This window comes from Cohnella sp. SGD-V74 (genome assembly GCF_003001675.1).
Taxonomy (GTDB): domain Bacteria; phylum Bacillota; class Bacilli; order Paenibacillales; family Paenibacillaceae; genus Cohnella.
The window spans coordinates 48,905-70,834 of the sequence record NZ_PVYW01000009.1; the positions used below are offsets into that span (position 1 = coordinate 48,905).

General features: G+C 59.1%; 18 protein-coding genes. 17 read left to right on the forward strand and 1 reads right to left on the reverse strand.

The genetic code is table 11. The features are described from left to right. The first annotated feature begins 6 nt into the window (after nucleotides 1–6). Together cobA and hemB are read left to right on the forward strand one after the other, a co-directional pair. Nucleotides 7–1,551 carry a uroporphyrinogen-III C-methyltransferase gene (gene cobA, locus B0G52_RS14960; protein WP_094045642.1) on the forward strand — a complete coding sequence of 515 codons (1,545 nt, stop codon included), beginning with the start codon at nucleotides 7–9 and terminating at the stop codon, nucleotides 1,549–1,551. A gap of 6 nt (nucleotides 1,552–1,557) precedes the next feature. After that, a complete protein-coding gene (gene hemB / locus B0G52_RS14965; RefSeq protein WP_094045644.1) occupies nucleotides 1,558–2,547 on the forward strand; it encodes a porphobilinogen synthase in 990 nt (329 codons plus the stop codon). 12 nt (nucleotides 2,548–2,559) lie between these two features. On the opposite strand, the gene B0G52_RS14970 is transcribed toward hemB, so the two are convergent. Beyond that, nucleotides 2,560–3,222, reverse strand: coding sequence for a Crp/Fnr family transcriptional regulator (locus B0G52_RS14970; protein WP_094045646.1), 663 nt, complete (start codon nucleotides 3,220–3,222; stop codon nucleotides 2,560–2,562). A gap of 108 nt (nucleotides 3,223–3,330) precedes the next feature. On the opposite strand from B0G52_RS14970, the gene hemL reads away from it, so the two are divergent. From hemL to B0G52_RS15045, 15 genes are all read left to right on the forward strand, one after another. Next, nucleotides 3,331–4,632 carry a glutamate-1-semialdehyde 2,1-aminomutase gene (hemL, locus tag B0G52_RS14975; RefSeq protein WP_094045648.1) on the forward strand — a complete coding sequence of 434 codons (1,302 nt, stop codon included), beginning with the start codon at nucleotides 3,331–3,333 and terminating at the stop codon, nucleotides 4,630–4,632. A 159-nt stretch (nucleotides 4,633–4,791) separates the two neighbouring features. Then, nucleotides 4,792–6,081: a LysM peptidoglycan-binding domain-containing protein gene (locus B0G52_RS14980; protein ID WP_094045650.1), complete on the forward strand. Its 1,290-nt coding sequence runs from the start codon at nucleotides 4,792–4,794 to the stop codon at nucleotides 6,079–6,081. A gap of 1,784 nt (nucleotides 6,082–7,865) precedes the next feature. After that, a complete protein-coding gene (locus B0G52_RS14985; protein ID WP_094045652.1) occupies nucleotides 7,866–10,532 on the forward strand; it encodes a valine--tRNA ligase in 2,667 nt (888 codons plus the stop codon). A gap of 18 nt (nucleotides 10,533–10,550) precedes the next feature. After that, complete coding sequence (locus B0G52_RS14990) at nucleotides 10,551–11,936, forward strand: bifunctional folylpolyglutamate synthase/dihydrofolate synthase (protein ID WP_094045654.1); 1,386 nt, start codon at nucleotides 10,551–10,553, stop codon at nucleotides 11,934–11,936. A 4-nt stretch (nucleotides 11,937–11,940) separates the two neighbouring features. Beyond that, nucleotides 11,941–13,332: a UDP-N-acetylmuramate--L-alanine ligase gene (gene murC / locus B0G52_RS14995; RefSeq protein ID WP_094045656.1), complete on the forward strand. Its 1,392-nt coding sequence runs from the start codon at nucleotides 11,941–11,943 to the stop codon at nucleotides 13,330–13,332. 105 nt (nucleotides 13,333–13,437) lie between these two features. Beyond that, complete coding sequence (locus B0G52_RS15000) at nucleotides 13,438–14,748, forward strand: SPOR domain-containing protein (RefSeq protein WP_094045658.1); 1,311 nt, start codon at nucleotides 13,438–13,440, stop codon at nucleotides 14,746–14,748. 200 nt (nucleotides 14,749–14,948) lie between these two features. Then, complete coding sequence (locus B0G52_RS15005) at nucleotides 14,949–15,191, forward strand: DUF4321 domain-containing protein (RefSeq protein WP_094045660.1); 243 nt, start codon at nucleotides 14,949–14,951, stop codon at nucleotides 15,189–15,191. A 28-nt stretch (nucleotides 15,192–15,219) separates the two neighbouring features. After that, nucleotides 15,220–15,831, forward strand: coding sequence for a Maf family protein (locus B0G52_RS15010; protein WP_094045662.1), 612 nt, complete (start codon nucleotides 15,220–15,222; stop codon nucleotides 15,829–15,831). Between the two features lie 51 nt (nucleotides 15,832–15,882). Further along, complete coding sequence (radC, locus tag B0G52_RS15015; RefSeq protein WP_094045664.1) at nucleotides 15,883–16,572, forward strand: RadC family protein; 690 nt, start codon at nucleotides 15,883–15,885, stop codon at nucleotides 16,570–16,572. Between the two features lie 83 nt (nucleotides 16,573–16,655). Beyond that, the gene (locus B0G52_RS15020) at nucleotides 16,656–17,687 is read left to right on the forward strand and encodes a rod shape-determining protein (RefSeq protein ID WP_094045666.1); all 1,032 of its coding nucleotides are present in this window, start codon (nucleotides 16,656–16,658) and stop codon (nucleotides 17,685–17,687) included. Between the two features lie 21 nt (nucleotides 17,688–17,708). Then, nucleotides 17,709–18,578, forward strand: coding sequence for a rod shape-determining protein MreC (gene mreC, locus B0G52_RS15025; protein ID WP_094045668.1), 870 nt, complete (start codon nucleotides 17,709–17,711; stop codon nucleotides 18,576–18,578). Nucleotides 18,579–18,580: 2 nt separating this feature from the next. Next, nucleotides 18,581–19,105 (forward strand): rod shape-determining protein MreD, encoded by a 525-nt coding sequence (mreD, locus tag B0G52_RS15030; RefSeq protein ID WP_094045670.1) that lies wholly within the window; start codon nucleotides 18,581–18,583, stop codon nucleotides 19,103–19,105. Nucleotides 19,106–19,178: 73 nt separating this feature from the next. After that, entirely contained in the window at nucleotides 19,179–19,844 is a 666-nt protein-coding gene (locus tag B0G52_RS15035) for a septum site-determining protein MinC (protein WP_369827071.1), read from the forward strand. A 5-nt stretch (nucleotides 19,845–19,849) separates the two neighbouring features. Then, a complete protein-coding gene (minD, locus tag B0G52_RS15040; RefSeq protein WP_094045674.1) occupies nucleotides 19,850–20,644 on the forward strand; it encodes a septum site-determining protein MinD in 795 nt (264 codons plus the stop codon). Between the two features lie 6 nt (nucleotides 20,645–20,650). Then, complete coding sequence (locus B0G52_RS15045; protein ID WP_094045676.1) at nucleotides 20,651–21,796, forward strand: FtsW/RodA/SpoVE family cell cycle protein; 1,146 nt, start codon at nucleotides 20,651–20,653, stop codon at nucleotides 21,794–21,796. The last annotated feature ends 134 nt before the right edge of the window (nucleotides 21,797–21,930 follow it).

Below are 21,930 nucleotides of genomic sequence, written 5' to 3' on the forward strand. Positions count from 1 at the left end.
ACGCGGATGGAAAAAGGAAAAGTGTACTTGGTAGGGGCCGGCCCCGGAGATCCGAAGTTGATCACCGTCCGAGGTCTGGAGGCGCTGAAGCGCGCCGATGTCGTCGTTTTCGACCGGTTGGCGGGTCCTCATCTGATCAATCATGCGAGGTCCGATGCGGAGAGAATTTACGTCGGCAAGCTGCCGGACCGCCATACGATGAAGCAGGAGGAGATCAATCGGCTGTTGGTCGACTTGGCGCTGCAGGGGAAGACGGTCGTCCGGCTGAAGGGCGGGGATCCGACCGTATTCGGGCGCGTCGGCGAAGAGGCCGAGCTGCTCAGGCGAAACGGCATTATCTATGAGATCATACCGGGCATTACTTCGGCCATCGCGGTTCCGGCGTACGCGGGCATTCCCGTTACCCATCGCGATCTCGCCTCTTCCTTTTCCGTCATTACGGGCCATGAGAGCCCGGACAAGCTCGACCATTCGATCTACTGGGACAAAGTGACGAACGCGACGGGAACGCTCGTCTTCCTGATGGGCGTCGCCAAGATCGGATACATCAGCGAACAATTGATCCGGCACGGCAGGCCGCCGGAGACGCCGGTAGCGCTCGTGCGATGGGGAACAAGGGCGGAGCAGCGCACGGTCGTCGGGACACTCGGAGACATCGAGGAGAAGGTGAAGGCGGCCAACTTGCAGCCTCCCGCCGTTATCGTCGTCGGCGAGGTGGTCAAGCAGCGCGAGACGCTGGCCTGGGTGGAGAGCAAGCCTTTGTTCGGACGGCGCGTTCTCGTCACGCGGGCGCGTTCCCAGGCGAGCGAGCTGGTGGCGAGAATCGACGAACTGGGCGGGGAAGCGTACGAATTTCCCGTCATCGAGACGAAGCTGCCGGAGGGCAAGGAAGCCGAGGAAGCGATCGGGGACGCGCTCGCCCGCGCGGAGGAATACGATTGGGTGATGCTGACGAGCGTGAATGGCGTCGATTATTTCTTCCGCTGGCTAGACCGCTTCGGCGTCGACGTGCGCCGGTTTCACCGGGCCAAGTTCGCGGCGGTAGGCCCGAAGACGGCTGATGCGCTGGCGCTGCGGGGCATCCGGGCCGACTTGCTCCCCGAGAGCTTTCGCGCCGAGGGGCTGCTGGACAGATTGGCCGATCAGGTCGCGGAAGGGCAGATCGCGCTCTTGCCGCGGGGAGACCTGGCGCGGAAGATTTTGCCGGAGGAGCTCAGGGCGAAGGGCGTTCGGACGGTCGAGATCGACGTCTACGACACGGAGCTGTCCGTTCCCCGGGATATCTGGCTGCCGGAGATGCTGGAGAACGGCGAGATCCACACCGTCACGTTCACGAGCTCTTCGACGGTAGTTAATCTGCTCGAGGCGCTTCGCCGCTTGGGCGTAGAAGATCCGCAGAGGGCGCTCGCGAGGAGCGAGATCGCCTGCATAGGTCCGGTCACGGCCAAGACGGCCGAAGAGCACGGTCTGAAGGTGTCGATTATGCCGGACGACTATACGATAGAAGGTTTGGTTCAGGCGCTCATAGAGCGCGGCAAGAAGGGAGAATGAGCTGTTATGGCCTATCCGATTGTTCGTAACCGCAGATTGAGAAATTCGGCCGGACTGCGCAGTCTCGTCAGGGAGACGAGCCTGGAGGCTAACGATTTTATGATGCCGATCTTCATTACGGAAGGAGAAGGCGTGCAGGAGGAGATCTCCTCGATGCCGGGTGTCTATCACTGGTCGCTCGATACGATGGAGCGGGAGCTGGCCGACATCGTCGAATCGGGAGTCCAGTCGGTTATGGTGTTCGGCGTGCCCGCTCACAAGGACGCGCAGGGGACGTCCGCTTACGACGATAACGGCATTACTCAGAGAGCGATTCGCAAAATGAAGGCACTGTACCCGGAACTCGTCGTCGCCGCGGACAATTGCCTGTGTCAATATACCGATCACGGGCATTGCGGCGTCGTTCACGAGACGGAATGCGGCGCGGAGATCGACAACGACGAATCGCTGGAGCTGCTGGCGCGTACGGCGGTATCCCAGGCGCGCGCGGGCGCGGACATTATCGCGCCGTCCAACATGATGGACGGCTTCGTCTGGGCGATTCGCCGGACGTTGGACGAAGCGGGATACGAGAACGTTCCGATCATGTCGTATTCGGTGAAGTACTCGTCCGCCTTCTACGGTCCGTTCCGCGAAGCCGCACATTCCGCGCCGCAGTTCGGGGACCGCAAGACGTATCAGATGGACCCGGCGAACTCCCGCGAGGCGCTGCGCGAAGCGCAAAGCGACGTCGACGAGGGAGCCGATTTCCTGATGGTCAAGCCGGCGCTTGCCTATCTGGATATCATCCGCATGCTCAGGGACAGATTCGCGCTCCCGATCGTGGCTTACAACGTAAGTGCGGAATATTCGATGGTCAAGGCCGCGGCCAAGCAGGGCTGGATCGACGAGAAAGCGATCGTGCTGGAGACGTTGACTGGCATGAAGCGCGCGGGCGCGGATCTCATCATTACGTATCACGCCAAGGATGCCGCGCGCTGGCTGAGGGGAAATTAAGGCGGCTTGGATTTAGCCGCGGAGCTTGTCGAGGTTAAGCTTGTATTCGCCTAAGCCGAATTGCAGAACGCCGCGCGTCTCCAGCTCGCGGACGACGTCGGCCAGGGCGGGCTTGCTCACGCCGGCCATCTGGGCCAGTTCGTCGTAGTTGAGGGACATCGGGATGAAGATGAGGTTGCCCTCCCTCTTGCCGTTGCGGTTGGCCAGGGCGATCAGGTTCTTCAGCACTCTCGTCCGGCCGTCGAGGAACGTCAGGTCGTTGACGTGCTCGTTGGTCGCCCGCAATCTGCGGCAGAGCTCGGCCAGAATGCCCCGGGTAATATCGAAGTGAGCCTGCAGCAGACTCATGAACTGCTCCGAAGCGAGCTCCAGTACGGTCGTCTTCTCGAGCGTCTGGGCGGAAGCCGAGCGCGGCCTGCCGTCGAGCAGGGACAGCTCTCCGAAGCTTTCGCCGCCGCTGACGAGCGACAGCACCTTCTCCTCGCCGCTGCTGCTCCTCGTGAACAGCTTGATGGAGCCGCTGAGGACGACGTAGAAGGTGAGGCCCATGTCTTTTTCATGGAACAGAATCGTTCCTGCAGGGAACGTTTTTCTATGTGAGATACGCAGGACGTGCTCGAGCTGCTCGTCGTTCAAATTGTCGAAGAGCGATACTTTTTTCAGCCATTCGATCATGGAATCATCTCTCCTGCTCTATGTAGCGTTCGGTCGGCGGGATGGTTTAACAGCGCGTATCCAGTTTAACACAGCCTTTTCCAATTCTGATAGTAGGACGTGACGAATATGAGCGAAAAAGAGCGAATTCGCGTCGATTCCCGCTCCAAGGCGGAGTTCGAACGCGCGAAGCGCGTCATTCCGGGCGGGGTGAACAGTCCGGTGCGCGCCTTCAAATCGGTGGGGCTGACCCCGCTTGTCATCGATAAGGGCGCAGGAAGCCGGATTACCGACATCGACGGGCAGACGTATATCGATTACGTGCTGAGCTGGGGGCCGCTGATCGCGGGCCACGCGCATCCGGAAGTCGTCGAAGCGATCAAGCGCACGGCGGAGAAAGGAACGAGCTTCGGTGCGCCGACCGAGCTGGAGACGCTGATGGCCGAGCTCGTCTGCGAGCGGGTGCCGTCCGTCGAAGTCGTGCGCATGGTCAACTCCGGTACGGAGGCGACGATGAGCGCGCTGCGGCTGGCGCGCGGCTATACGAAGAGAAGCAAGATCTTGAAGTTCGAAGGCTCGTATCACGGACATGCGGACAGCCTTCTGATCAAGGCGGGGTCCGGCGTGGCGACTCTGGGACTTCCCGACAGCCCGGGCGTGCCGGAGAGCGTGGCTTCCCATACATTGACCGTTCCGTACAACGATATTGAGTCCGTAAAGCTCGCCTTCGAACGGTACGGCGAAGACATCGCGGCGGTCATCGTGGAGCCGATCGCGGGCAATATGGGCGTCGTTCCTCCCCTGCCGGGCTTCCTGACGGGCCTGCGGGAAGTGACCGAACGCTACGGCAGCCTGCTTATTTTCGACGAGGTGATGACCGGCTTCCGGGTGCATCTCAACTGCGCGCAAGGGCTGTACGGAGTGACTCCGGATTTGACCTGCCTGGGCAAAGTTATCGGCGGCGGCCTTCCGGTCGGCGCGTACGGAGGCAAACGGGAGATCATGGAGCGCATGGCTCCGGTCGGCCCGATCTACCAGGCGGGGACGCTGTCCGGCAATCCGCTGGCGATGGCAGCCGGCTACACGACGCTGAAGTTAATGACAGAGGAAGCGTACCAGCTTCTGGAGCGGCTGTCCGGCCGTCTGCAGGTCGGTCTTGAGCGCAATGCCGAACAGTTCGGAGTTCCGATGACGATCAACCGCGTCGGGTCCATGGTGTGCCCGTTTTTTACGGACAAGCACGTCATCAATTACGACATCGCGAAGACGTCGAATACGGAGCGGTTCCGCACCGTGTTCCGCAGGCTTCTGGACAACGGAGTCAATATCGCTCCTTCTCCTTTCGAAGGCTGGTTCGTCTCCACGGCGCATTCCGAAAGCGACATCGATCTGACGATCGAAGCGCATCGGGCTGCTCTGTCCAACCTTTGATCGCAACTCGATAGATGCGGCTGCAACCTCTGCCCGGGACGGCAGAGGTTGTTTGCATTTTCAGTCATGCCCGCCCATCCCCGGCATATAGATAATTAATGAATTGCATAGGTACCGGTCGTATCGGCCGGACGCTAATGCCGAAAGGAGGACTTCGTCGTGACGGACCAGTTGAACGGGTTGCGATTCGATATTTACGAGCGCGTGCATCTGCCTGACGATGTAGCCGCAATCGAAGAGCTGGAAGAAATCGAATTGGTACCTCATATGCAAGCTTTGCCTCAAGACGACCAAGTGCTGTTAAGGGGGCATTTGCTGTTGTCGGGAGTTTACCGGTCTCAGGGCAGCGCGGGCTTGTCCCAGCTTGAGCACTGGATTCCCGTGGAGATCGCCTTGCCGCTTAACCGGATTCAAAGCGTGGAGGAACTGGCGGTGGAGATCGACAACTTCGACGTGGATCTGCTGACGACCCGATCCCTCAACGTAACGGGCGTGCTCGCGCTGCGGGGACTGCAAATTCAATCCGTCCAGAGCCCGATCTGGCGGAACGACAGCTTCACGGTCGTGCATCAGGCGCGGTCGGAGGACGCTCAGGACGATTCGCTGCCAGGAACGGCGGCGGAGGAAGCTTCGTTCGACTCCGGGATCGCCAGAGAGGCCGAAGCCGCGGAAGAAGTCCCGCTTCTGGGCGGAGAACTGGTCGAACAGGAACGCGTCGACGAGTGGGGCTTGCAGCAGGAGACGGACGCGGCGCTTGCTTACGAGGCGTCCAAGGAGGCCAAGGAAGCCAAAGAAAGCAGCTGGCTGTCGATGTTCCAACACCTGGAGGAATCGAGAAGCGATCAGGCCCAAGCCGCGCAGGAGAAAATAGCCGAGGAAGCGCAGGAAGCCGCCGAGCCCGTTCTGTGGGGCGATCTGTCGAAGGAGAGACCGGCGACGGAGCAGCAGGCGGACGCCTATGCCGACGCCGAGGCTCCGGTGGAGGTTAAGGGGGAAGCCGAGGCGTTCCAGGAGGCCGAGCCCCAGCTTCCGGCGGCCGAAGAGAAGCCGGATGTCCGGGTTGCCTTGGGGGGCAAGCCTTTGGATTCGGTAGCGTCGTCGTCCCAGTCGTCGGGGGTCGGCCTGCTCTCCCAACTCGGAGAGAAGGGCGCGAAGCGGGAAGCGCTGCTTCGCACCCAGGAGGCGGAACAGGCGGAGCTGGAGGCGCAGGCGGCGAACGCGGCCGCGCAGAACGCCAGCACGGGCGACGAAATCGAGTGGACGCGGCTGTTCCTCAACAGCGGCTCGGAGGCGCAATCGTTCCGCAAGGTCAGAATGTGCATCGTCCAGCGCGAGGAGACGCTCGAAGCGATCGCCAGCCGCTACAACCTTCAGACGCGCGAGCTCCAGCTCTACAATCGCCTGCAGGAGCCTTACTTATCGGAAGGTCAGGTGCTGTACATTCCGTAAGATGAGCATGCGATCGGAAGCTGTTCCATAAGTAAACAGAGCCGTATCGAACGATTATCGATGGTTGGATGTATGGGTGCCGGGTGCATCTATCTTCTTCCGAGTGCTTGATCCCCCGCAAAGTGACGTTAAGCTTTTCGCAGCTTATTCCGATTACTTTGCGGGGGGCCCAAGAGCCGGTATCCTGTCCAATCAGGTTTTCTTCGCAACATTCTGGATCTGTACGTAGTGCCTTTTCCCTCCTTATGCCGATATCCCGTCCAGTCAGTTTTTCTGCGCCCCATTTTGAATCTGTACGTAGTTCATTTTCCCTCCTTATGCCGATATCCCGTCTAATCAGTTTTTCTGCGCCCCATTTTGAATCTGTACGTAGCTCCTTTTCCCTCCTTATGCCGGTATCCCGTCCACTCAGTTTTTCTGCGCCCCATTTTGAATCTGTACGTAGTTCCTTTTCCCTCCTTTTGCCGATATCCCGTTTAATCAGTTTCTGCGCAACATTCTGAATCAGTACGTAGTGCCTTTTCCCTCCTTTTGCCGATATCCCGTTTAATCAGGTTGGTCGCACACTTCCTGCGGATCGGCCGTGGCATATCCTCCATTTGTCTTTATCCCGACAGCTCAGGAGTCTGGTTATTTAGCGTTTAGTGATAAGCGATCCCGATTAGTCAGTTGATCATTCTCACGGCTGTGAATCAGCGTTCAGCAGCTTCTTAGGGGGGCCAGCGACTCAGTTTTAGACCCGATTTTGAAAAAGAACAGGATCATGGAGTGTGAGTGATTGGCTGCGTTGCGTTCGAAAAGGAGCGGATCATCCAGGTCTGAGGGAAGGTTGCCGTGAGACTCGAGTCAGCTTGCCAGACTGGTAACGGCCGCTAGACTTCGTGAATTCAGAATAGGTGGTTGTGAAAGATGCAATCCGCGATCAACTGGACGTGATTTCTAACTGACCCAAAGGGATACCGGCAAAAGGGGTGAAAAAGCGGCAGGACAGGTAAGGCGTGAACTGACCGGAAGGGATAGCGGCAAAAGGGGCGAAAAAGCGGCAGGACAGGTAAGGCGTGAACTGACCGGAAGGGATAGCGGCGAAAGGGGAGAAAAAGTGGCAGGACAGGTATGGCGTGAACTGACCGGAAGGGATAGCGGCAAAAGGGGCGAAAAAGCGGCAGGACAGGTAAGGCGTGAACTGACCGGAGGGGATAGCGGCAAAAAAAGATGAAAGAGAGGCGTATGGCCGAGGAGAACTGAAGGAAGGGGATATCGACAAAAGGAGTGGAAAGTGGAGCGAAAAGCGAGACTGCCAAACTGACGGATTAGACTTGCTGAACTCTGGCGAATAATCGCAGCAGCGTTATCCCTGCCCCTCCGAAGCGCCTGTATTGACTCTCTAACGGGGGGGAGGTAAAATAAGTTACAATAACGAGGATAGGGAAGAGTAGTCAGATCGTCCGTCAGAGAGCGGGGCCGCTGTCAATTCAGCGCTGAGAGGTTCCGCGGGAAACGAGCTGCTGCGAGTCGCCCTGGAGTTTCCCGGTTCGAAATTCGGCGCGTTAGCCGGAGGCGAGTAGAACGGGACGGTCGCAACCGTTACTTTGCGTCGAGTGCCGTTATGGTCCGCTTGTCCGGTCCGTGCGGAACGAAGGTGGTACCACGGAAGTTGACCTTTCGTCCTTTGCGACGGGAGGTTTTTGTATTTTTTGGCGGCTCGTCGAGGCTGTTGAGATGTTAAGCCGAGGCCGGCCGCAAGCAAACCGCTAATCGATGTTTCTATGGAGGTAGTGCCACACATGTCCGAATCCACGAAAAGCCCGAACGTCGAATTGCCGACGACCTACGACCCGACGAGCGCAGAGCGCAAATGGTACGATCATTGGCTGAAGAGCGGGTATTTTCAAGCCGGACGTCGCCCCGACGCGCCCAAATACACGATAGTCATCCCGCCGCCGAACGTCACCGGCATGCTGCACATCGGGCATGCGCTCGATTTTACGCTGCAGGATATTTTGATCCGCTTTAAGCGGATGCAGGGCTTCGACGCCTTGTGGCTGCCGGGCACCGACCATGCCGGCATCGCCACGCAGACGAAGGTGGAGCAGAAGCTCCGCGAAGAAGGCAAGAGCCGCTACGACCTCGGACGCGAAGCGTTCCTCGAGAAGGTGTGGGAGTGGAAAGAGCTCTACGCGGGAACGATCCGCGACCAATGGTCGAAAATGGGACTTAGCCTCGATTACTCCCGCGAGCGGTTCACGCTGGACGAAGGTTTGTCGAAGGCCGTGCGCGAAGTGTTCGTGCGTCTGTACGACAAAGGTTTGATCTACCGCGGCAAGCGGATTATCAACTGGGATCCGGCGGCCCGCACCGCGCTGTCCGACATCGAGGTCGAATACAAGGAAGTGAACGGGCATCTGTATCACCTCCGTTATCCGCTCTCCGACGGAAGCGGATCGATCACGGTCGCCACGACGCGTCCGGAGACGATGCTTGGGGATACCGCCGTCGCCGTTCATCCGGAAGACGAGCGCTATAAGCACCTGATCGGCCGCACGATTCTGCTGCCGATCGTGAACCGCGAAATTCCGATTATCGGAGACGAATACGTCGACAAGGAGTTCGGCAGCGGCGCGGTCAAGATTACGCCGGCGCACGATCCGAACGACTTCGAGGTCGGCTCAAGGCACGACTTGCCGCAAATTACGGTCATGGACGAAGGCGGCAAGATGAACGAGTTCGCAGGCCCGTATGAAGGCATGGACCGTGCCGAATGCCGCAAGGCGATCGTCAAGGACTTGCAGGAGCAGGGCGTCTGCATCAATATCGAGGACCACGTGCACCAGGTCGGCCACAGCGAGCGCTCCGGCGCCGTCGTCGAGCCGTATTTGTCGACGCAATGGTTCGTCAGCATGAAGCCGCTGGCCGAGAAAGCGATCGCCTCCCAGAAGTCGGGAGAGGGCGTTAACTTCGTGCCGGACAGGTTCGAGAAAATTTATCTGCACTGGATCGAGAACGTGCGCGACTGGTGTATTTCCCGCCAGCTCTGGTGGGGACACCGCATTCCGGCTTGGTACCACGAGACGACCGGCGAGATCTACGTCGGACTCGAAGCTCCGCAGGGCGCGGAAGAGCCGGGCTCGCCATGGAAGCAAGATAACGACGTGCTCGACACGTGGTTCAGCTCGGCGCTCTGGCCGTTCTCCACGCTCGGCTGGCCGGAGGACAGCGACGATTTTAAGCGCTACTACCCGACCGACGTGCTCGTGACCGGCTACGACATCATCTACTTCTGGGTTGCCCGGATGATTTTCACCGCGCTGGAGTTTACGGATCGCATTCCGTTCAAGGACGTGCTCATTCACGGACTCGTCCGCGACGCGGAAGGCCGCAAAATGTCCAAGTCGCTCGGCAACGGCGTCGATCCGCTCGAGGTTATCGAGAAATACGGCGCGGACGCGATGCGCTTCATGATCTCCACCGGCAGCACGCCGGGACAGGATCTGCGCTTCCGCTTCGAGAAGGTCGAGCAGGCGCGCAACTTCGCGAACAAGATCTGGAACGCTTCGCGATTTGCGCTCATGAACCTGGAAGGCTTCACGCATGATCAGATCGATCTGAGCGGCGAGCTGTCGACGGCGGATCGCTGGATTCTGCACCGGTTCAACGAGACCGCTCGGGACATTACGCGCCTGATGGAAAGCTACGAGTTCGGGGAAACCGGACGTCTGCTGTACAATTTCATCTGGGACGATCTGTGCGACTGGTATATCGAATTTTCCAAGCTTACGCTGTATGGCGAAGACGCGGCGGCCAAGCGCAGCACGCAGTCGGTGCTGGCTTACGTGCTGGATCGCACGCTGCGTCTGCTGCACCCGTTCATGCCGTACTTGTCCGAGGAAATTTGGCAGCATCTGCCGCACGAGCAGGGCGAGACGATCATGCTGGCGGCATGGCCGGAATACCGCGCCGAATTCGAAGCGCCGGGCTCGGTCAAGGAAATGGAGCTGCTGATGGAGGCGATTCGCGCCGTGCGCAACATTCGCGCCGAAGTGAACGTATCGCCGGGCAAGAAAGTCGAGCTGCTGCTGAAGCCGACGGGGGAAGCGGAGGAAGCGATTTTCTCCCGGAACGAGATCTACATCCAGCGTTTCTGCAATACGTCCGCCTATACGCTCGATCGCGGGCTGACGCCTCCGGACAAGGCGATGACGGCGATCGTGACGGGCGCGGAGCTGTATTTGCCGCTGGCCGGGCTGATCGACATCGCGCAGGAGATCGCCCGCCTGAACAAGGAGCTGGACAACTTGAACGCGGAAGTGCAGCGCGTCGAGAAGAAGCTGTCCAACGAAGGTTATATCGCCAAAGCGCCGGCGCAAGTCGTCGAGCAAGAGCGGGCCAAAGGGCAGGATTACCGCGACAAGCGGGACAAAGTGCTGGCGAGAATCGCGGAGCTGCAAGGATGACGGGAGGCGCAAGGCAACATGAACAATGACATACGGGCCGAAGAGACCGCCTTTCGCACCGCGGAAGAAGCGATGGCGTGGATAACCGGGTTGACCGCTTTCGGCATTCGCCCCGGCTTGGACCGAATCGGCGCGCTGATGGAACGGTTCAACCATCCGGAACGACGCCTGAAATTCATTCACGTGGCGGGCACGAACGGCAAAGGCTCGGTATGCGCCTACTTGACGAGCGTGCTGCTGAAGAGCGGATACGACGTGGGGACGTTTACGTCCCCGTACCTGACGTCTTATTCCAACCGCCTGCAATATAACGGAGGGGACATCGAGGACGAGCAGCTCGTTAAGCTGGCGAACCGGCTGAAGCCCGCGGCGGACGAGCTGGCGGCAAGCGAGCTCGGCGCGCCCACGATGTTTGAGGTGACGACCGCGCTGGCGCTGCTGTATTACGGCACGGTTACTTTTCCCGATTACGTCGTCTGGGAGACCGGGCTGGGAGGGCGTCTGGACGTGACGAATATCGTCACGCCGGTCATCAGCGTCATCACGAACGTCGGCCACGATCACATGGACGTGCTCGGCCCGACGCTGACGGACATCGCCCGGGAGAAAGCGGGCATCATCAAGTCGGGCGTACCCGTCGTCACAGCGGTATCCCAGCCGGAAGTCGTGCAGGTCGTCGAAGAGACGGCGCGCGCGCGCCAGGCGACCCTGTACCGTGCGGGAGAACAATTCGTCTACGAGGCGCTGGAGGTAGCGGAGAGCGAGCAAAGCTTCTCTTTCCGCAGCCCGTTCCGGGCCGTTCCTTCGCTGACGATTACGCTGAGCGGAGAGCATCAGATCGCGAACGCGGCGACGGCGGTCATGGCGCTTGAAGTGCTGCGGCAGTATTACGCGCTGATCGTCGACGACGAGCATCTGGAGGCCGGTCTGAGGGAGACGAAATGGCCCGGAAGGCTGGAGATGGTCTCCCGCGAGCCGCGGATTCTGATCGACGGAGCCCACAATCCGGAAGGGATGGAGGCGCTGAATCGCGCTCTGCGGAACGTGTACGCTTATGATCGTTTAAACGCGATGATAGCGATGATGCCGAATAAGAATCATGAACATTCGTTGCGGCATATACTACCATTGGTGGATACGCTCGTGATTACGGAACCTGATTTTCATAAAAAAATGAACGCCGCCGAACTCGCCGACGTAGCGCGGCGGGTAGGGGCCGAACTCGGTCGTTCGCCGAACGTGATCGTCGAGCCGGATTGGCGGCGCGCGTTGGAATTGCTGTTGGAAGCTTCATCGTCTGCCGGGGACGGAAATACGCTGAACGTGGTAACCGGTACGCTGTACCTGATCGCGGACGTCCGTTCGTGGCTGCTCCAAGGAACGAAATCTGAAAAAGGCTGGTGAAGCGTTGTTGCGAACCGCAGAGCATGTGCATTTTATCGGCATCGGAGGCTACGGAATGAGCGCCATCGCCCGGGTCATGCTGGAGATGGGCTATCAAGTGTCGGGCTCCGATGTGGTGAGCCAGGAATTGACCGACAAGCTGGCCGCCAAGGGAGCGAGAATCTACATCGGCCATGAACCGGAGAACGTCCGGGGAGCCGATCTCGTCGTCTATTCGACGGCGTTATCCAAGGACAACGTCGAGCGCCAGGAAGCGGAGCAGCTCAACATTCCCGTTCTGCACCGGGCCCAGATGCTGGCCCGTCTTCTCAACGCCCGTACGGGCATTGCGGTGGCAGGCGCGCACGGCAAGACGACGACCTCTTCGATGATCGCTCTCGTGATGGAGAACTGCGATCTCGATCCGACTTACATTATCGGCGGGGAGATTGTGAACGTCGGCACGAACGCGAAAGCGGGCAAGGGACGGTTCGTCGTGGCGGAAGCGGACGAGAGCGACGGCTCCTTCCTCCAATACGAGTCGGCGATGGGCGTCGTGACGAACATTGAAGCCGACCATCTGGAGAACTACGACGGCGATTTCAATAAATTGAAGGCGGCCTACGTTTCGTTCCTGCGCAATATTAAGCCGGACGGCTGCGCGGTCGTCTGCGCGGACGACGAAAATATTCGTGAGCTGCTGCCCCAAGTCACGGACAGACGGATCGTTACGTACGGCACGGAAGACGGAGACGCGGATTACAAGGCGACGGATATCGAGCTCGGCGACCGCTGCGTCTCGTTCAACGTGAGCCATCGCGGCCAAGAGCTCGGCCGCGTGTCGCTGTCCGTTCCGGGACGCCATAACGTATATAACGCTCTGGCCACCGTTATCGTATGTCTGGAGGCGGGAGCCCCGTTCCAGGCGATCGCGGAAGCGATCAAGGAATTCCGCGGCGCCAAGCGCCGGTTTCAAGTGCTTGGCGAAGTGAAGGACATGCTGGTCATCGACGACTACGCCCATCATCCGACGGAGATCCAGGCGACGATTCAGGCTGCGAAAGCGACCGGCAAGCGGATTATCGCCGTGTTCCAGCCCCAGCGGTACACGAGAACGTATTTCCTGCTCGACGCGTTCAGCAGGGCGTTCGAAGGCGCCGACGAGGTGTTCATTACGGACATTTATTCTCCGGCGGGCGAACAAAGAATCGAAGGCGTCAACTCGCGCAAGCTGGTCGAATTGATTGCCGAGAACAGCAATCCGAACGTCTCGTACGTGCCGACCAAGGAAGAGGTGCGGGACATTCTGGCCGGGAAGGTCGCTCCGGGCGATCTCGTGCTGACGATGGGGGCCGGCGACATCTGGAAGACGGCCGTCGAGCTGTCGAAGCTGCTCAAGGAACGCGAATCCGAATAAACGATAACCGTCCGGGAACGATGGCTCCCGGGCGGTTTTTCGTTCATATTTCTCTCTTGTCTCTCATATTCTATTTCATAGATTAAGGGACAAGGAGAGACGCAGATGCCATCCAACGCGAGAATGACCATTCGTTTCGAGCCTCCGGTCAAGCCGAAGCAGAAGCCGATAGAGATGCCCGCGGCCCGTCAGGCCGAGCCGATAGACATTACGCCGACGTCGAAGGAGGAGCTCCCTGCCGCGCCGGCAGTGTTCGAAGCGTGGGACAGCCCTTACCAGGACGACATTCGCGCGCTGGAGGAAATTATTCGGAAGTCCGATTCGAACAAGGAGCCGCTCTTGTCGGACAAGGCCTTCTCTTCCCGTCCGAAGCCGAGGAGGGACCGCGACGACCTTCAGGACATCACCGTATCGGAGTGGCTGGAAGACAAGCGGGCGGAAGCGGGAGACGGCCCGGCAGACGGACACGGGGACGGGAAAACGTTCGGGTCCGGCAACGGCTGGTACGATGCGATTACGACGACGGAGATCGTCCGGGAGCGGGGGCCGTCATGGACCAGAGTCGTATTGTCCGTGGCGGGAGCGATTGCGACGGGCGTGCTGTTCGGTTATATGGTGCTCGGACTGTTCACGGGCGAGCCGCTGTTTCCGAACCAGTCGGCGGGCGGAACGGCCGCGGTCCCGGCGCAAGCCTCCGCGGCGCCCGGTTCCGCCGAGCCGGCGGGCGGGCGCGAGTCGGCGGCAGGCGGCGCGTCCGAGGCAACGGCGCCCAAGAGCGGCGGAGCTTCCGCGCTGGCGATAACCGAGGTGGCGGCGGATCGGTATTACGTGCTCCAATACGGCGTGTTCAATAACGAGGAGAGCATGGAAGTTGCCGCAGGGCAGCTTCAAAGCAAAGGATACTCGTGGGGGACGGATGCGAGCGACGGATACCGCGTGTACGCGGCGGCCACCCTGACGAAGGAAGAGGCCGAGCTGCTGGCCGCGCAGATGACCGGTTTGGAGGTATACATCAAGCCGGTAGGGGGCACCGCGCTCAAGGTCGGTTCGGGGGCGCTGACGGCGGAGGGAGCGGAGTTCATCGACGCGGGCGCGGCGATGATTCGCGAGCTCGTCCGGGTGTCGGGTGCGGGCTTGCAGGAGCGGCAGCCCTCGGCGCTTAGCGACAAGCGGCTGGCGGATTGGCAAGCGGCGCAGCAGCGCTGGCGGAAGGCTGCGGCCTACGAGGGAGCTTGGGGAAGCGAAGCCGCCGGCGAGGCGGCAGCGATCGCACAAGCCTTGAAAGCGGGAGAAACGGCCATGGCCGAGTACGCAAAGGAACCTTCCCGCAAGCAGCTGTGGAACATGCAGACGGCGGCAATGAAGGCGCTGCTGGCCGATCATCGCTTGCGGGCCGCGCTTGATTCGAACGGATGAGCATGAAATTTTTCCCGAAGAGAGACAGAAAATTCCTCTGGTGCGGGACAACCTTCCGGGCTCCGTATTGCGTCATCGGGACTTTAGAACGGGACAGCCTGCATCGCTCAGGCTGTCTTTCGTTTTATACGTTGTGCGACTTGTCCGAGGGACGTATAATGAAAGGACGGGTGTCAAAAAATGGTGGGAGACGGGGAAAAATGAAGAAAAACGGATGGATTCTGCTGCTGTTTCTCTTTCTGGGACTGTTGGCCGGCGCATTGCTCGCCAATTGGCTGAAGGAGGTTCCGGGACTCTCCTTTTTGACCCGCGCGCTGGAAGTCAGTTGGTCGCCGGCCGCGGATTTGGCCGTGATCAAATACAGCCTGAATCTCGAAGTTCGGCTAAGCCTTCTCAGCGTTATCGGCGCGGCCGTAGCAATCTGGCTGTATCGCAAAATGTAAAATGCAATTCGAAAGGAAGAAGCAACCGATGTCGACCGCTACGCCGACCCAAACCGTGCTCGTGCTGGCTTCTTCTTCGCCCCGCAGGCAGGAATTGATTTCTCTGCTCGGCTTGCCGGTGCGGATCATTCCCAGCGGCGCGGACGAGAATACGCCGGAGACCTGGTCTCCGCGCGAGATCGTCGAGGAGCTGAGCAAGCGCAAGGCGCTTGCGGTCAAGCAAGATTTAACCGAATCGCCGGATGAATCGTCTATTATCGTGGGAAGCGATACGATCGTCGTGTTGAACGGGCAGATCATGGGAAAACCTAGAGACGGACAGGATGCCGCGCGCATGCTTCGGCAGCTCGCCGGCAACGTTCACGAAGTCTATACGGGCGTATCCTGCGTCCGCGCGTCCGACGGCAAGGAGGCGACTTCCCACCGGGTGACGAAAGTCCGGATGAGGTCTCTGTCGGAAGATCAGATTGCCCGCTACGTTGCGACCGGGGAGCCCATGGACAAAGCCGGAGCGTACGGCATTCAAGAGATCGGCTCCGTGCTAGTCGAGTCGATCGAAGGAGACTATTTCAACGTCGTCGGCTTGCCCGTCTCTCTTCTGGCGGTGCTGCTGGAGCAATTCGAGATTACGATTCCTTGAGCGACGAAGCCAATTCCGCGGCCGACGCGGCTTACGAAAGCTGGTTAACGCATGGAGCAAAGATCTTTTCGTCTGAGAGAGCTTCCTTCCGGAGAACGTCCGAGGGAGCGCATGCAGCAGCACGGCGCGCAGGCGCTAAGCCACGCCGAGCTGCTCGCCATTCTGCTGCGAACGGGAACACCGAACGAATCGGCGGTTCATCTGGCCCAGCGTATTCTGAACGAATCCGGAGGACTCAGAAAACTGGCCGAGAGCGGCTGGGAGGATCTGATCCACATTCGCGGAATCGGTCCGGCCAAAGCGCTCCAGCTTCAGGCTTCCATCGAGCTCGGGCGAAGAATCGCCCGTTCCAGGCTGCCTGAGACGGTCAAGATCACCTGTCCGCAGGATGCCGCCGATCTGCTCATGGAGGAGATGCGGCATTATCGGGAGGAACACTTCGTATGCTTGTTCCTCAACACCAAAAATCATGTCATCGGCCGACAGACGTTATCGATCGGCAGCCTGAACGCGTCCATCGTTCATCCGAGGGAAGTGTTCAAGGCGGCCATCAGGCGCAGCAGCGCATCGATCCTTTGCGCGCACAACCATCCCAGCGGCGATCCGACGCCGAGCGCCGAGGACCTTCAACTGACGAGACGACTCGGAGAAGCGGGCCAATTGCTGGGCATCGAGCTTCTCGACCATTTGGTAATCGGTGACAGTCGCTTTATTAGTTTGAAGGAGATGGGCTGCATATAATATAATAAGTAAGATTGTCCCGACGACTGAAGCGCAGCCTGAGCGTCAACCTAGCAGTCGCGGTCATAGCAGGAGGTAGCAGAATGGTTGGAGGATTCACGCGGGATCTGGGCATCGATCTCGGAACCGCAAATACGCTGGTGTACATGAAAGGCAAAGGAATAGTCGTCAGAGAGCCGTCCGTGGTTGCTCTGCGTACCGATACAAAGAGAATTGAAGCGGTAGGTTCCGACGCGAAAAAAATGATCGGGCGCACGCCCGGCAACATCGTGGCCATTCGCCCGATGAAGGACGGAGTCATCGCGGATTTCGAGACGACGGCGACTATGATCAAGTATTTCATCCGCAAAGCGCAGAAGCCGCGGGCGATGTTCCCGCGCCATCCGAACGTGATGGTATGCGTTCCTTCCGGCATTACGGCCGTCGAGAAGCGCGCCGTGGAAGACGCCACGAAGCAGGCGGGAGCACGGGAGGCTTACATTATCGAGGAGCCGTTCGCGGCGGCGATCGGCGCGGACTTGCCGGTGTGGGAGCCGACCGGAAGCATGGTCGTCGACATCGGCGGCGGCACGACGGAAGTCGCCGTCATCTCCCTCGGAGGCATCGTCACGAGCAAGTCGATCCGCATCGCGGGCGACGAGATGGACGATGCGATCATCGCTTACATTAAGCGTCTCTACAATCTGATGATCGGCGAGCGTACTTCCGAGCAGCTCAAGATGGAGATCGGCTCTGCTCTGCCTCTCGACAAAGTGGAATCGATCGAAATTCGCGGCCGCGACCTCGTGTCAGGTCTGCCGAAGACGCTCGCGATCACTTCGGACGAGATCACGGAAGCGTTGTCCGATACGGTCAATTCGATCATTGAAGCGGTCAAGGCGACGCTCGAGAAATGTCCTCCGGAGCTGTCCGCGGACATTATGGACCGAGGCATCGTACTGACCGGCGGTGGAGCGCTGCTTCGCAATTTGGACAAGATGCTCGCCCGCGAGACGGGAATGCCCGTGCTGGTCGCGGAGCATCCGCTCGACTGCGTGGCGATCGGAACCGGCCGCGCGCTCGAGAATATCCATCTGTTCAAGTCCAAAGGCGGAGCATCCCGATCCAGCCGATAATTTCACAGGACGGGAAAGCAGGTGAGCGCGATCTTTCGCTTAATGCGCAATAAGCGTTTGTTTATTCTCATGATCGGGCTGATCTTGTTTATCGCCCTCATGGGGTTTACGTTCGGCAGAAACCGGCTGACTTGGCCGGAGAAATTCGTCAACGACGCATTCGGGACTGTGCAAGGAGTGTTCTACCGGCCGGTCGGAGCGGTCGCGGATTTTTTCCGCGATCTCGGCCGGCTTTCCGACGTCTATAAGGAGAACGAGCAGCTCCGCCAGACGGTGGCCCAGTATACGCAGGATCAGATTCGCTTTAATCTGCTCGAAGCGGAGAACAAGCGCCTGCAGGAAGAGCTCAATTTTACCGAAAGACAGAAGAACATGGACAACTATCGCTATCTGATCGCCCAGGTGGTCGGAAGCACGTCCAATCCTTACGAGAGAACGATCACGATCAATCTCGGCAGCAAGGACGGAATCAAGCCCGAGATGGCCGTAAGGACGGTCGACGGACTCGTCGGGCTGGTCAGCAAAGTCAAAAACTTCACGTCCACCGTCACCCTGATCTCGAATCTGGATCCCAGCTCGTCCAAGGGCTCGCCCGTATCGGCCACGTTTCTCAGCAAACCGGACTCTTTCGGAATTATCGAATACGACGAGGAAACGAAGACGCTGCTCATGTCCAAGATCGAGGAAAAAGACAAGCCGGTGGACGGGGATACGGTCATTACGTCCGGACTCGGCAGCTTGTTCCCGAAAGGGATCATCATCGGCACGGTCAAGAGCAGCCAGGTCGGCGACTTCGGGTTGACGTATACGGCGACGATCGAGCCGGCGGCCAAGTTCGACCATCTCCGGGAAGTGTTCGTCATCGTTGTGCCAGAGGTGGATGAGCCGTGAGCATGCGCATTAACTGGGCGATTCTGCTCGGGCTTGTGCTCGTGATCGCGGAGAACGCGATCGTGCCCTGGCTGATTCCGCCGGGCTGGAGCGACAGGCTGCTGCCTCATCTGACGTTCATCCTGACGATCTTCGTAGCGGGCTACGCGGGACGCCATCCCGCGTTCCTGTTCGGGCTCGGCTTCGGACTGCTTCAAGACATGCTGGCCTACGGCCACCTCATCGGGCCTTACGGCTTCGGCATGGGCTTGATCGGGTATCTCGCGGGTCTGCTCTCGGAGTACAAGAGCTATACGATCAGCCTATTCTCTTGGGCGGTCCTGGTGTTCGGGCTGCTGCTCGATTCCATCGTCTACTCGATCTACAATCTATTTCGCCTGACGGATTTGCAGTTTGCCCACGTCTTCTACTGGCAGGTGGCGCCGACCGCGCTCCTTCAGCTTTTGATCGCGCTTCTGCTGTACGTTCCCGTACGTCGTTACTTGGTTAAAGCTTCGCTTTCCCCGGGAGAAGACAATCCGGAATAGGACGATGTTAACCCGGCAGGCAGGAATTCGGCTTCGCGAAGCCGAATTTCAATTAGCGTAGGGAGGAGCGGGCATCGTGACGGGCAAAACTATCATTACCATTAAGGGCGTCAAAGAAGGGCTCGTCTTTCTGCTGGACGACCAGTGCGATTTCGTCGAGCTGCTGGACGAGTTAAGCGCGAAATTGGACAAGCACGTTCAGCAATTTAACGGGCCGATCGTGCATATTTTCATAAAGCTTGGCGCAAGGCAGTTGAACGAAGAGGACAAGGAGCGGATCAAGGCGATCTTCCGCAAGCAGGGCAACCTGCTCATCCAGTCGATCGAGAGCGATCCGCCGGAAGTCGATCCCGACGCCAAGGAGGTTCCTCAGCTGCATACGATGATCGGCATGGTCAGATCGGGACAGACGGTCGAGTATGACGGGCATATGCTGCTGATCGGCGACGTCAATCCCGGCGGCACGATCCGTTGCAGCGGCGACGTCTACGTGCTCGGAGCGCTCCGGGGAAGCGTGCATGCGGGGACGCAGGGCAACGAGGAGGCGATCATCGCCGCCTCGCTCATGAGACCGACCCAGCTGCGCATCGCCGACGTGATCAGCCGGCCCCCCGACGAATGGACGTCCGCCGAGCCCTGGATGGAATACGCGTTTTTGCGCGAAGGAAAGATGGCCATAGACAAGCTGACCAGCCTTGGACGCCAGCGTAAAGAAGTCATGCTGTTCAAAGGAGTGTAAGGATCATGGGAGAAGCGATCGTTGTCACATCGGGCAAAGGCGGAGTCGGCAAAACGACGACGTCGGCTAATCTCGGCACCGCGTTGGCGATGCTGGGACAGAAAGTGTGCATGGTGGATACCGATATCGGCTTGCGCAATCTGGACGTGGTCATGGGACTCGAAAACCGCATCGTCTACGACTTGATCGACGTGGCCGAAGGGCGCTGCCGGGTGAATCAGGCCTTGATCAAGGATAAGCGCTTCGACGAGCTGTATATGCTTCCGGCGGCGCAGACGAAGGACAAGAACGACATTTCTCCGGAGCAGGTTCGGCAGATCATCGAGAGCTTGAAGCCGGATTTCGACTATATCATTATCGATTGCCCGGCCGGAATCGAGCAGGGCTTCCGCAACGCCATCGCAGGCGCTTCCCAGGCGATCGTCGTGACGACGCCGGAGAACGCCGCCGTCCGCGACGCGGATCGCGTCATCGGGCTGCTGGAGAAGAGCAACTTCCCCTCGCCCAAGCTGGTCATCAACCGCATACGTCCGGGTCTCGTTCGCAGCGGGGATATGCTTGAGGTGGATGACATTTGCCAAGTGCTCGCCATCGATCTGATCGGCATCGTGCCGGACGACGAATCGGTCATCAAGGCCGCGCATTCCGGAGAGCCTACGGTGATGAACGTCAATTCCCGGGCGGCGATCGCCTATCGGAACATCGCGCGGCGCATTTTGGGGGAGACGGTTCCGTTAGCTCATCTTGACGAGAAGTCGGGCATGTTCAGCAAAGTAAAGAAGTTTCTTGGAATGGGATGATCGGGCTTGCTTAACCGATTGAAAAAAATGGACTGGATGATGCTGGCGATTCTCTTGATGTTCATGGGAATCAGCACGATCGCCGTGCGAAGCGCGACTTACAACAACCCCGCTTACGTCAATCACGACATTAAAACGTTGATTTTCTACGGGATCGGGTTCGGCGTCGTCATTCTGTCCACATTGATCGATTATCGTCTTATCCTCAAAATCTGGTACGTCTGGTACGCGATCGGCATCATTATGCTCATGCTGATCTTCGTGCTGGTCGAACCGAAGAACGGCGCGCGCAGCTGGTTTGAATTCGGAGAGGTGTCATTCCAGCCGGCGGAGATCATGAAGCTGTTCCTCATTATCGCGATCGCGGCGATTATGGGAAGGCGGCAGGGCGATCCGCTGCGAATGCGCACCGACGTCATGGCGGTAGCGATTGTCGCTTTCGTTCCGTTTGTTCTCGTCATGCTTCAGCCGGATCTGGGCAACGCGATGATCTATATCTTCATTGTGCTGGGCATGCTCTGGATCGGCAACGTCAGATATTCGTATGTCATGATGGGCCTCGCCGCCGTCGTCGGCGGACTGCTGCTGTTCGTGACGCTGTTCAATTCTTACAACGCCGAGATCGAGAGCTACTTGAACGACCGCAAGCTCGGGCACTGGTACGAGAGAATCAATACGTACATCCATCCGGAAGAAGCGTCGGCGGACGCCAGGCGCCAGTCGGAATACGCGATGATCGCGATCGGCTCCGGAGGGCTGGCCGGCGACGGCTACCTGCAGGGCGATTCCAAAAACCGGAAGTTTATTCCGTATACGTATTCGGATTCGATCTTCGTCGTCATCGGCGAGGAATTCGGTTTTCAGGGCGCGGCGCTGCTGCTCCTGCTGTACTTCCTGTTCATCTACAGGATGATTCTGATCGCTTATCAATCTTACGACCGACGAGGCTCGTTCATCATTATCGGCATCGCGACGATGATGGTGTTTCAGATTTTCCAGAACATCGGAATGATGCTCGGCGTCATGCCGATTACCGGCATCACGCTGCCTTTCATCAGCTACGGCGGCACTTCGCTGCTGCTCAACATGCTGTCGATCGGGCTTATTTTCAGCATTAAAGCGCATCAAGAGAAATATCAGATGGATCAGTGACGAACGAGTTCGCTCGATCGGCCGACAGGGCCGTTCCCCAGTCCTCCTATGGATGGCTGAGGGGACGGCTCTTCGCCGTTTTTTTCGGCTAACCCCAAGTCGGTTCCAGCGGGACGCCCATCGCCGTTCTCCCT